This is a genomic window from Streptomyces aidingensis (assembly GCF_900112355.1).
In the GTDB taxonomy this organism is placed as follows: domain Bacteria; phylum Actinomycetota; class Actinomycetes; order Streptomycetales; family Streptomycetaceae; genus Streptomyces; species Streptomyces aidingensis.
This window is the reverse complement of record NZ_FOLM01000034.1, coordinates 1-11,797: the sequence shown is the minus strand read 5'-3', so window position 1 is coordinate 11,797 and position 11,797 is coordinate 1. Positions and strand designations below refer to the sequence as shown.

Genomic DNA, 11,797 nt, shown 5'->3' with positions numbered 1-11,797 from the left:
TGCTCGTCGAGCTTGATGCTGAAGAAGCCGAGCTGTACGGCCAGGTCACCGAGAAGATCGCCAGGGCACTCGCCACGCAAGAGTCTGCCGATGATGCCGACGACGAGAGCCCGCTCGGGAGGCTGTTGCGCAAGCGCGCAAACATCCTCGGACACGCTCGCGCCAAGCTGCCGGCGTTGCGAAGCGAGATCGGCAGACGTGAGAACGACTGGTTCCAGCTCCTCTACTGCGCAGAAGGCCGGCACCCACTAGCCGATGGCACCACTGGCGGTCTGGACGAGCCGACTCAGCTCGACCGAGTGCTGTACATGGTTGGTCATGAGCTTCGCATGCCGGCCGCCAAGTACATCTCCGAGACGCCCCGGGACCAGCGTCGTGCGATCCTTCGTCGCTTCGGTGCGGGAGAAGACCTCCAGGTCCTCCTGTCGATGCGATGTCTGGACGAAGGTGTGGATGTCCCAGCAGCACGGACCGCCTACCTGCTGGCGAGTTCCTCCAACCCACGCCAGTTCATCCAACGGCGTGGTCGGGTGCTACGCCCTGCTCCCGGCAAGGACCTCGCGGACATCATCGACTTCATCGTCGTCCCCCCGGAAGGGGCCGAAGGTCTGCATCGAGAGACGGAGCGCCGGATGGTCGCCCGTGAGCTGGGCCGAGTTGCCGAGTTTGCACGACTGGCGGAGAACGAGGCTGCCACGCTGGATGTCCTGCGTCCGTTGCGTCAGCGGTACGGGCTGTTGGAGATCTGATGAGTGACGTGAGTCGACGAACGAGCAAGGACAAAGGAGGCGCCATGAACGCTCAGGAGACCGCTAAGGAGATCTTGAACAGCCTGTCGCCAGAAGCGCGAGAACTCGCCAAACGCGTACTTGAGTTGGAGCGCGAGTACCTGCACGTGCAGAATCCGACGAGGCTCCCTGACCGAATCATCGACGCGGCCAAGGAGCTTGCCAAGTGAAGCTGCTCAAGCTGACCATCGACAATTTTCGTGTCTTTCACGGGCGCCACGTTCTTAAACTCGACGTGACTGAAGACAAACCCACCATTCTGATCTTCGGTATGAACGGTGCTGGAAAGACGACGCTGCTCAACGCGTTCATCTGGGCGCTCTACGGGAAGTTTACCGACGACGTGGAGCACCAAGAGCGGATCATCAACGACCGCGTGTGGCAGGAAGCATCCTTTGGTACCACGGTGCAGGCCGGAGTGCGGTTGGAGTTCGAGCACGAAGGTGCGGTTTTTTCGGTCCGCCGTGAGGTCCGAGCAATCAAGGAAACCGAAGCCCAGAAGCTGCCAGCACCGCAACTGGTGGTGAACGAGACTCGCCAGGGCGAGAGCAATACGATCACCAACGGCCAAGATCGCATCGAGAAGATCCTGCCGGAAGGTCTCCGTCGGTTCTTCTTCTTCAACGGTGAACGAATGGAGCGAATGTTCACCCGAGACGGCAGCGGTGAAGTCCAGAACGCGATCAAGACGCTCATGGGCCTGGAGATGATCGAACGCGCTATCGACGATCACCTTCCAGCTGCGACCCGCAAACTCACCACTGCCGCCAAGAAGCTCGGCGGCGGTCGTCTGCAGGCCCTTGCTCAAGTGCAGGAAGACCTCGAGCGAAAGATTGCGGCCGCGAGGGATCGGCAGCGGAAGCTGGCTGCCGACATCTCCAGCTATCAGGCCGAGGTCGAGGCCACCAACAAGGCTCTGCTCGACAACCGTGAGGCCGCCCCTCTTCAGATGCGCAGGGCAAAGCTGGCCAAGGACCGAGAGCAAGAGAGACTGCGCCTCCTGGAGCTTCAGGAGCGCCAAAGAAGGGCTCTGGCTGAGCGCGGATTCATCGCTTTCACTGCTGGCCTTGACCAAACGGTGATAGACCTGGCAGAAGGCATGCGCAGGCGACAAGAGCTCCCCGCGGGCATCCAGCGTGACTACATCAACGGACTGCTGGATGACGGTTATTGCATGTGCGGTACGGCAGTGCCTCCCGGCTCGCCAGCGCATGCGGCACTCACTGAACGCTTGAGCAATGCAGGACTGGCCGACGTCCAAGCACGCTGGATGAATCTCCGCGGAAACGCGGCGCGACTCGTCGATGCTCGTAATGCCCTTTTGGAGGAACTGCGGAGTATCAGCAGCGACCTGCAGGCCGCCGGCGCCAAGATCGACGATATTGACGCCGAAGAGAGCGATATCGCACGGCAACTGAAGGGTGTGGACGTCGTTGACGTCCCGAAGCTGGAGGACAGGCGTGCAGAATTCGACGCAAAGCGCGTCGAGGCACTTGGCGCCCATCGCGATGCTGAGAGAGAAATCGAACGACTTCAGGAGGACCTTACGCGCTCGCGCCGTCAATTCCGCGCTGCCAAGGTGGAAGATGACGAAGCTCGCCGCCTGCAACGGCAGATGGGCCTTGTGGAGGAGGTCCTCGATGCGTTCCACCGGATCCTCCAGGTTCGCACCGCCGAAGTGCGCCAAGAGCTTGACGCGAAGGTCAAGAACGTCTTCTCGCGGATCTGCATCAAGCCGTTCACGCCGGAGCTGTCTTCCCGATTCGAGCTGAAGCTGCACGCGAACGTTGCAGGCCCCGCAGCGATCCGCAGCACCGGCGAGAACCAGATCCTGGGCTTGTCCTTCGTCGGCGCCGTCTCCGAAATGGCCAAGGAGATCCATGTGCGCAAGCGGAAAACAGACGGGGGAGGTCTTGATGAAGGTGGGATCTACCCCGTCGTTATGGACGCCCCTTTTGGCAATCTGGACATCGAGTACCAGGACCAGGTCGCAGAGTCTGTGCCGCGGCTCACCTCCCAGATCGTGACGCTCTTGTCGCAGTCCCAGGCGCGAGGCCAAGTACTGCGACACCTGCAGGCATCCGCATCCCGGATGTATGTACTGCGGTCAGTCACTTCCAAAGAGGATGCCAAGGAGCAGACCATCACGATCAACAATCGCGCGGTGCCCTACGTCACCCGAGGCGACTTTGAACACACCATCCTGGAAGAGGTGACCGCCTGATGGCCGAAGAGCGTTTCCGCCGCCCGGCGGACCACGAGGAGCTGCTGGCATCCCTGACAGGGAAGAGCGGCCCCTTCTCCGCCATGTATGAAGCGATCATGTTCGCCGCTGCGCTGGGCAAGAGGAAGGGTCGGCGGGAACCCTTCGAGAAGACGGGAGAGCAGATCAACCTTTCCCGAGTGGAGAACCGACCGTTCGGAGATGTGCTTCTCGACCTGCTCGCGGCTGCTGAGGAGCCGGAGGATGCCAAGATTCTGGCAGACGACCGGCTCAAGGATCGCGTGCTGATTTTTGAGGAGTACGCGAACTGGGGCCTGAACTTCATTCAAGGTGAGCTTAATGCGAGTGGCGGACGTGACCTGACGGCCGTGCTTAGTGCCCTCGTCATGGAGGCTCTTACGGCCCCGCCTGACGACGAGCGTGACCTGACCACAGAAATCCTCGCCGCAGGCCAGCTCGACTGGTGATGTTCCGGCCAGCTCCCCAGTGATGCTGAGAGTCACGACTTCGTGATGGCGCTCGGTGGGGAAGGCACTTCCACGCCTCCCCCACCGAGTAACGTGTCAGCTCTGAGAGCGCCGTGGCTTGCCCCGCTTCTCAGCGCCTCCGCGCCTTGCCTCCGGTGCCTCACCGGAGACGTTGGAAGCAACGGTCAGGTGCTCCCGCAACTCGGGCAGGAGGTCGCGCTCATCACGGAAGACCGGACGTACCGCGCCCAACCGCCGAGTGACAGCAGCGACAAGGTGATCCGGAACGGCTGCCGGGAAGGTCGCGCGCCAGTTGGCCTCTGGGACGCCGGCAGCAACCTCCCACCCCTCGTGCCGATGGACATCCAGGCCCGTCGCGTCGTCCGCCTCCACCGCAAAGCATTGTGTTCTGGCGAGGCCTTCCGGCGAGACATACCGGCTCCGCAGCGCCTCAGTGGCCGTTCCCGCGTCGTTGCCATCGTCACCCACGTAGGGGTGGGTCTCCCGCCAGCCCGCCTGGGCGAGGGGGGAGATCACCAGATCTAGGTCTCGGTCGTCCAGCAACGCGTCTCGCCCGCCTCCCGAGAGGTCGTACGTCAGAGCTTCGGCGAACGCGGCAACAATTTCACTCGGAGTGCCGTGCGAGAACTCGGCCGTCCACACGAAGGGGTGGAGCGGAGCGACGGCGACGCCCACAACCCACAGTGAGGTGTAGAGGGGGTGAGTGGGAATATACCCGATCCGTGCGCGCCGGCACGGGCTGTCCAGAACCACGTTCGCGACACCCGTGGATCCCATGGACCATCCGAAATCGTCGCGGAGTGGATAGGCGACACGGGCCGCACCACTGCGGTCCTCACCCGCCAGATAAACAGGGGACACCCTGAGTGCCTTGCCCCCGTCGATGGCCCGTACGGCAGCGGCGCCGCGGGAATCGCTCTCCATGTTGATCCCTTCCAGATGCAGGATGGCCGTTCCCGGAAGAGGCGACGGCCAGAAGTGCAGCCAGCAAGGGGCCGGGGGCGCGCTCCCCGTTTGTTGACAATTGCCTTGCTGACCTGGTGTTTTACCGGCACCTGTACGTTGACATGCTCTTGAGCGTGGTCTCCACTCATACGTGTCTGCCGTGAGCGATGTTGCGGGTCCCGCCTGCAGCAGTGTCATCGACACCGAGACAGCGGTGAGAGCATCCAGCCGCCGCCACCTGACGAAGGTGACGCCATGTTGCCTATGTCGGCACACTGCGTGGTTTAGCCAGCTGGTCGATGTGCCGTGAGTGACAGCGACTGGCCGCCCTCGACCAACCTCGAAGGTGCGGACTCCTCGGGGTTTCGCTTCGCAGCCGTTCCTCGTTCGCCAGCCTCAGTACCGGGGACTTGAGTCGGGTTGGCCTGTTCATTTCAAATCCTCGACGTGGTCACTGCCAGCGTCTGCCTGCTAGAAGAAGTCATCGGACAGCCCGCATGGTGGACCCGCTGCGCTCGAACCAGCTCTGATGTTGCGCACGCGGCGCCCCGCGCTCGCCGCCCACCGCATGGTGAGGGAATCTCGTAGGGTGCTTTGTGGACTGTGTCTTCGCTCTCGGGGCTGGGCGCTGGGCCAGGAACGGGAGGGAAGGTCGGTTTGCAGTTTCCTGCACGTCAAGCAATGGAACGCGCCGCATCGGCCGGAGGTCGCCTGGTTGACCTGACCCGACGTGAGCCGCACGGCCGCAATCAGAAGTGCACCTGGGATCTGGTTATCGCCATTAGCGAGCAGCGCAGCGACCGCGCGGCGGCGGCCTGGATCATTGCTGACGAGATCATGCTCGCCCGGACCGATCTGGACACCCTCGCCTACTGGCTGTGGCGTGAGGCCGCACTGGACGGGGAGAAGCTAGCCGATGAGGACCGGCAGCACGTTCTGTCTTACGCTGGCCCCGTCTTCGAGGCCAACGACCCCGACGGGGTGACCGGCTACATAGGTGAGTGGCTCTGGTACCTCTCCACGCGGGATCTCGCCCCCGAACCAGGGCGCAGCGTAGAGCTCATCGATCCGCCTTCGAGGACGGTAACCGACAGCGGTCCGGACGGGTTGGTAATCCACCGCCTGGAGGGCAGTGGGCTGGGGTTCGTGTTCCGGCTATGGGAGGTGAAGAAGTTCACCGGAACCGCGTCCAAACCCAGCGACACGATCCGTGGCGCCTGGCGGCAGCTCAATGACAACGGGGCCCGGTACCTGGGCCAGATGGCGTGGGGAGGACGGCGCCTTTCCCCGGATACTGAGCAGTTCGTCAGCTCGCTGGTGCGGCAGTGGGTGACCGCGCAGCAGTCCAGTAGCGGGGGTGTCAGTCTGGCGCTGAATGCCGCGGACACCCCGAGCACTGCGTTCGACCGGTCCCACGAGCACTTCACCACGCACACGCATGCCGGGGCTCTGCAGGGCCTGGTGGTGGCGGTCGAGGAGCTTGAAGACTTCGCCGATGACGTGAGGGAGTACGTGTGGAGCGCACTCTAGATCCAGCTGTGCTCGAGTCGGTGCTCGGCGAGTACCGGCTGGGTGGTGTGCTCCCCAGTGCGGAGGAGCTGCTGGCGAGGATGACCGAGCTGGAGGTCGCCGCGTTCCGCGGCGAGCGTGGCATCACGGACGAAACGCTCGGCACGGCGTGGTTCCTGCATGGGCTGGCAGCGCTCGACCCAAGGGTTCCCGGGTTTGACGCAGTGCGTGTTCGGCAGGCTTTCGCCGTCAGTGCGCACCTGATGGACCTCGCCCTGGGCGATGCGCGTCGATCGCCAGCCGAGAGGCTTCAGATCGCCTTCGCCGCCCAGGCCGGATACCGGCGCAGCGAGCAGGACCCGAACGCCACCGCGGTCTACCGACAGGTGCATGACCTGGTGGATTACAGCAGCGAGCTTCGCGTCCACATCGGCACCCTGGCGGTGGAGGCGGGGGTGATGTTCCTCGGCTTCGACCGGCCGTGGCTGTGGCAGGCGCTGCGGGTGTGGCGGCGGCAGTTCAGGGAATTGCAGCGGGTGATGCGCCGCGAGTCACTGGCCGGCACCATGTACGGCCCGGCCGAGGCGGTCGTGGAGGCGATCTTTCGTCTCTACCAGTTCCTGGCGTTCGGAGAGGAGGAAAACCTCGCGGTGGGACAGCGGCTGCTCGAGGACGTGGTCCACGAGCGGGCAGGTCGTGGAGACAAGCTGGCACGGTGGGTGGCCGCGCACCTGCTTGACCTGAGCGCGGAGATGGCGGCCAGCAGCCTCTATACGCTGCTGCCCCCGGGAACCCCCCCGGCTGTTGCCCGGAGTTTCACGCTGTCGCAGCCGCCGGTGATGACCCTGTGGCCTCCGCAGCGTCAACTGCTGAGGCGAGAGCAGGGCAACCCGATTGCCTCCTCGACCCCGCGAAGCTTGATCAGCGTGCCGACCAGCGCGGGCAAGTCGCTGATGGCCCAGCTGGTGATCTGCTCGCACCTGGCGCAGCGGCCGGGGCGGGTGGTGTACGTGTCGCCGATGCGGAGCCTGGGGCGGGAGATGCGCTCGGCTCTGCGGGGCCGGCTGCGGCTGCTGGAACGGAGTCTGGTCGCGGAGCGGCCAGACTTCCCGTTGCCCTCCGGGCGGGAGCAGGGCGGCGGGGATGTGGAGATCGTGACGCCCGAGCGGCTCATGCACATGATCCGCAGCGACGCCGAGGCCACACTGGACGGTGTCGGTCTGATCGTGGTGGATGAAGCCCACCATCTCGCACACGGTCGGCGCGGCTTCATCCTGGAGAGCCTGCTCGCGCTCCTGAGGGCGAGCACCAACGACGTCCGGCTGGTGCTGCTGTCCGCGGCGGTCGGCAACCGAGGCGACATTGCATCATGGCTCGCCCCGGAGCAGCCCGCGAACGAGGTGTACTTCACCGACACCTGGAGGGGCCCGCGGCGTCTGCACGGACTTCTCTACCCCGAGCTGATCAAAGACCAAGCCAAGCTGAACGAGCGCTTGCCGACAGCGAAGCATCCCTCCAGAACGGTCGCCACCGTCCCGATCGCAGCCAGCCTGAACGTCCGGCCGACCACCACCTCCGGCATTGCCCCCTGACCACCGGCGAAGTCGGACTGCGACGATTCGCCTCCCGCCGCCCGAACAGCTGGAACGCCCACACCCGTTTGTCAGGAGGAGTCGCCGACTACAAGGTCTTCGCAGCCGGTGCCGCGTCGCTCACCTCGGCTGGCAGCGTGCTGATGGTCGTCGGCACCAAGAAGGAGGCCCGCAACACCGCGCTTGCCATTGCCGAACACCTCGACGACCGCCCCCAAGCAGCTGTGCTCTCCGACTACCTGGCAGACACCCTTGGGCCGGAGCATCCTCTCGTCCGCTGTACCCGCCGCGGTGTCGCCTACCACCACGGAGACCTCCCCGACGACGTCCTCCAGGCCATCGAGAACGCCCTACGGAACGACCAGCTCATCGCCATCGCCAGCACTACCACCCTCACCGACGGCGTCAATCTGCCCGTACGCACGGTCATTGTCCACAGCAAGGTCCATGGTGATCACCTCGCCTACGACAACCAGCGCAGCCTGTCCCCGTCCGAGCTCGTCAACGCGATCGGCCGGGCGGGGCGTGCCGGCCGGGAGAGTGAAGGGTGGATCATCCTGACCCGCCCCTACCCGCCCCGGCCAGACGAGTTCAACACCCTCACCCCCGACACCGAACAGCTCAAGGTCACCTCCGCGCTGCTTACCGACGAAGCCCTGGCCGCGCTCGCCGCCGCCGAGGACAAGCTCCGCGAGGCGGCCGATGGCGTCTTCGCCCTGGCGGACAGCATCGCTGCGGACTTCGCCGCATTCGTATGGCTCGTCCTGCAGGCCCATGCCACGACACCCATCCTGGACGGGGACCCCCTCGGCGCCGTCCGATCGCTGTTCGCGATGAACCAGTCCCACGACGGCAGGGCCACTGGCCGGTGGCTCAGGCTCGCGGAGCGCGTGGCAGAGGACCATAGAGCCACCGATCCCGACTTGGCCGGCCGCTGGTCCAGCACCGGTACCAGCCTTGGGTCAGCCCGTGACTTGGACCAGCTCGCCCAAGACCTGGCCCGTCTGCTCGCCGAGCAGCCAGCCGGTGACGGCACCTCGGCCAGAGGGCCGGCATGGCCCGGCTTCCCGGAGGAATGGCCCCTGGAACGCACGCTCAGCTTCCTCACCGAACACCAGGTTTTCGAGCGTCTCCTCACCCTGCCCGAGGTGGCCGGCACCTGGCGCTTCACAGACAAAGGGAGCCGGGGCACGCAGGTGGATGTCCCGTTCGCCACAGCAGTCCAGGACTGGATCTCCGGTGAGACCATCCCCGACCTGGCCCGCGCATGGTTGCCCGGCGTCCCCGCCGAGTGGGCACTCGAACAAGCGGTTCGCAATATCAGCAGTGGCTTCGAGCATGCCCTGAGCTGGGTCACCGGTGCCCTGATCAACCTGGTCAATAACAGCCCACTGTTGAGCCCCACGGCACCCCGGCTGAACACGCACATGGCCTGGTACATCCGGCACGGCGTCGACACCGAGCACGCCCTGACACTGCTCACATCCGGCATCACTTCCCGCCGCCTGGCCCATACCATCGGCCGGAGGGCAGCAACTCAGTGGTGTCCGCCAACAGGCCTGCGCCAGTGGCTCGCGATGCAGCAGATCGATAGTTGGGCCCTTCTGTTCCAGGCGAACGAGTACGAGATCGAAGACCTCCTCGACTACGTCCGCTCCCCCTCGAATCTAGTCAGCGAGCTGCTCGTCGACCGCAAGGTGACCATTCCTTTGGTCCGGCTGGTGCCCGGCGCAGCAGACGGGCCAGTGGAAATCGGGAGTCTGAGCACCGAGGGCCCGATGCTGTGGATCGGTCGGGGCAGACGCACGCTGGGCGCAGTGCCCGCCGACCGGCACCTCGACGTGCTCGCGATGCTTGACAGCGGACTTGACCTCACCCATTACCTCCGGGACGGCCAGCTCGTCACCACCCGGCGACATCGGTAGGCCGCTGGCCCGCTGGCGCACAGCCTCCACCACGTGTCGCGCCGTCTGGGACGGCTGGCAGCCGGACTCCAAGGGAGGTGGCCACTGCGGCACTGCTGGCAGGCGAGTGTGCCTGAGGGTGAGTTTGGCGGTGTAGCAGGGTGATGGGGATGGGCACGCTTGACGATGCCGACGACGCCCTGGAAGCAGCCGTCATTCGGTGGCAGGTAGTCTCTCGGCCGCTGGGCTGATGATTGCGATGGCCACTCGATGTGATGACGTGCAATAGGCGCGGTAGTCCCCTACCGAGGCAGCAACTACATGTCCACCGGGCACCACCTCAGTGGGCCGTCCTCACCAGGTGGCTGAGAGTTGCAGCGACCGAGGAGTCTCAACGAACCCAGCATGTCATCGAGTCAGGAGTCCGAGCTTCCCCATCCACCGGATTAGCAGGTCGCTTTGGGTCGCACTCAATTCCAAATCAGGATGCTCTGCTAGGAGATCCTTGACCTCGCTGATATCGATGCCACGCCTCTGCATGTCACGAACCTCTGCAGCTCCTTTAATCCTCTCCATAAAAAGTCTGCAGAGCAGTTCGGCATCGCGGTTTTCAGTAAATTTGCGCCCATGCTCTGTCAGGTAAATCTGCTCGCGCTGAACAACGGCCAGGCCGAGGTTGACCAAGTTCATTAGTCTTCTACGGGCTTCGGGTACAAGGGTGATACTCGGGAAGTACTCCATAAATTTTTCAATACATGACGAAAGTTGCGAATTTTCCTCGGCGAGCTGCGCCATGATCCAGATGGTCTCTACGTAGTCACCGCTGCGCCCTCCAGGGACTTGAGCCAGTCCGTATCGGGTGTCCGAAGCAGAGCGCCGCATTTCATCCGCAGCTTCACTTGCAGTCTCGAGATGCTGCAGTGCGGCGACGGAGTTGCGGTCAAACTTCTTCTCAAGCTTAAAGACCCTACTTACCTGGCGCATGAGGACGCTGGGCTCGACCATGAAGAGTCGTCGCCCAGTGAGATCCCGGAGTTCGTTCACAAGTTCCACGCGCGGCATTCTTATTGCCTTCGGTGAGGCTTTACGCCACCAGTCATCTTTGAGGTCGCGGGTTACGAAGAGTACATCTGTCCTTTGGGACGCCGCTTCATCGAGAAGTTGGCGCCATACGAAGTAGTCTCCCGCAGCCTCATCATCTTTCTTGCCGCTTTCAAAGTCCAAGAATCCGGGTGGGATCTGTCGACTTGCCCGGTCCTTTGCCCGGTCGAGCTCTTTGGTGTAACACTTATGGCAAAATGGCAAACCCACTCGCCCGTCAAGGAGTCTTTCGAGTTCCGTAATTACTGGGTCGGTATTGGTGTTGCGAATGCCGAAGACGCTATCTTCCGCGGCTTGGGAATCTAGCATGTCTTTGAGCTCTTCAAAGATCCTCTCGGCTCCGCTAAGTTTTTCGCGTAGCGGTGCAGCTAATTCGCTGTCGGCGTGAACATTTCTAGTCCACTCCTCGATCGCGCGATTGGCCCTAGAGAACGCGTCACGCAATGCTTGCTTGGCGGTATCTGCCTTGCGGTCATGGTAGGCAATCAATTCTTCGCTTTGGCGATTGCGCCAGAATTCAGTGATCACCTGCTGCGGTATCCAGAGGCGTTCCGCCAGAGTCTGGAGGACTGTCAGCATATCCTCGCGGACCCGGCAATTCATGCGATAGAGATCCAGTAGGACGTTAGTGTCCAGGACGACAAGTCCTTGCTGCAGGACTGCCTTGTAATCATCATCACTTGGTGTTCGTTGTGCTTCGAATCCGTCGAACAATCCCTGTCCCGGCGGCACGCTGTCTCCTATCCTCCGCCTCCACGTCAATGTTCATATGAACTCGGTTTTGTTGGCGAGATTTGGCTGCCGATGTCAGCAGTAGCCATCCCGGCCAGGGATCACCGGTTGCCGTCTCTGAGGAAGCTGCCCCAGGCCCAGCACAGGACTGGGAAGCCGAGTTCTGCGAGGGCAAGGCGTGCGGTCTTGGCGTCGGACGGCTCGACGCCGGTGGCCTCGGCGATGAGGTCCTTGACGTAGTAGATGCCGCTGCCGACGAGGGCATACCAGTCGCGGTGCTGGTTGAAGGTGCTGCTGTGCGCGGGGGTGAGACGGGAGGCCGCGGCCTCGGCCTGCTCGCGGGTGATGGTGTGACGCCGGCCGTCGGCGTTGAACTGTGCGGTGCTCGTGCTCACGATGAAGGTCCCCTTCCTCTGCCGGCCGCAAGCCCTGAACCAGGAGCGGCGGCCAGTTACTTCAGGAACGCTCGCACAGGAAGCCGGGTGTGGTGCCCCGATCCCGCCCTCGCCGGATT

At 63.6% G+C, this 11,797-nt stretch carries 10 protein-coding genes; 7 read left to right on the top strand and 3 right to left on the bottom strand.

Features of this window, described 5'->3' with window-relative positions:
• The 4 genes from BM242_RS28155 to BM242_RS28145 form a co-directional block, all read left to right on the top strand.
• A partial coding sequence (locus tag BM242_RS28155) for a helicase-related protein (protein ID WP_281254728.1) occupies nucleotides 1-749 on the top strand: 749 nt, incomplete at its 5' end.
• Between the two features lie 44 nt (nucleotides 750-793).
• The gene (locus tag BM242_RS29770; RefSeq protein ID WP_175541626.1) at nucleotides 794-958 is read left to right on the top strand and encodes a hypothetical protein; all 165 of its coding nucleotides are present in this window, start codon (nucleotides 794-796) and stop codon (nucleotides 956-958) included.
• Nucleotides 955-3,012 (top strand): AAA family ATPase, encoded by a 2,058-nt coding sequence (locus tag BM242_RS28150; RefSeq protein ID WP_093841782.1) that lies wholly within the window; start codon nucleotides 955-957, stop codon nucleotides 3,010-3,012. The genes BM242_RS29770 and BM242_RS28150 overlap by 4 nt, the downstream gene beginning before the upstream one ends.
• Nucleotides 3,012-3,479 carry a DNA phosphorothioation-associated protein 4 gene (locus BM242_RS28145; RefSeq protein WP_093841781.1) on the top strand — a complete coding sequence of 156 codons (468 nt, stop codon included), beginning with the start codon at nucleotides 3,012-3,014 and terminating at the stop codon, nucleotides 3,477-3,479. The genes BM242_RS28150 and BM242_RS28145 overlap by 1 nt, the downstream gene beginning before the upstream one ends.
• A gap of 96 nt (nucleotides 3,480-3,575) precedes the next feature.
• Here BM242_RS28145 and BM242_RS28140 read toward each other — a convergent pair whose 3' ends face one another.
• Nucleotides 3,576-4,424, bottom strand: coding sequence for an SPDY domain-containing protein (locus BM242_RS28140; protein ID WP_175541625.1), 849 nt, complete (start codon nucleotides 4,422-4,424; stop codon nucleotides 3,576-3,578).
• Between the two features lie 702 nt (nucleotides 4,425-5,126).
• Between BM242_RS28140 and BM242_RS28135 the strand changes: the two genes are divergently transcribed.
• From BM242_RS28135 to BM242_RS30675, 3 genes are all read left to right on the top strand, one after another.
• The gene (locus tag BM242_RS28135; RefSeq protein ID WP_245834579.1) at nucleotides 5,127-5,975 is read left to right on the top strand and encodes a hypothetical protein; all 849 of its coding nucleotides are present in this window, start codon (nucleotides 5,127-5,129) and stop codon (nucleotides 5,973-5,975) included.
• Between the two features lie 80 nt (nucleotides 5,976-6,055).
• A complete protein-coding gene (locus tag BM242_RS30680) occupies nucleotides 6,056-7,546 on the top strand; it encodes a DEAD/DEAH box helicase (protein WP_245834578.1) in 1,491 nt (496 codons plus the stop codon).
• A 143-nt stretch (nucleotides 7,547-7,689) separates the two neighbouring features.
• Nucleotides 7,690-9,471 carry a helicase-related protein gene (locus BM242_RS30675; protein ID WP_245834580.1) on the top strand — a complete coding sequence of 594 codons (1,782 nt, stop codon included), beginning with the start codon at nucleotides 7,690-7,692 and terminating at the stop codon, nucleotides 9,469-9,471.
• Nucleotides 9,472-9,858: 387 nt separating this feature from the next.
• Here BM242_RS30675 and BM242_RS29085 read toward each other — a convergent pair whose 3' ends face one another.
• Together BM242_RS29085 and BM242_RS28125 are read right to left on the bottom strand one after the other, a co-directional pair.
• Nucleotides 9,859-11,283 (bottom strand): PIN-like domain-containing protein, encoded by a 1,425-nt coding sequence (locus BM242_RS29085; RefSeq protein ID WP_139238488.1) that lies wholly within the window; start codon nucleotides 11,281-11,283, stop codon nucleotides 9,859-9,861.
• A 101-nt stretch (nucleotides 11,284-11,384) separates the two neighbouring features.
• Nucleotides 11,385-11,678, bottom strand: coding sequence for a hypothetical protein (locus BM242_RS28125; RefSeq protein ID WP_093841778.1), 294 nt, complete (start codon nucleotides 11,676-11,678; stop codon nucleotides 11,385-11,387).
• Nucleotides 11,679-11,797: the final 119 nt, after the last annotated feature.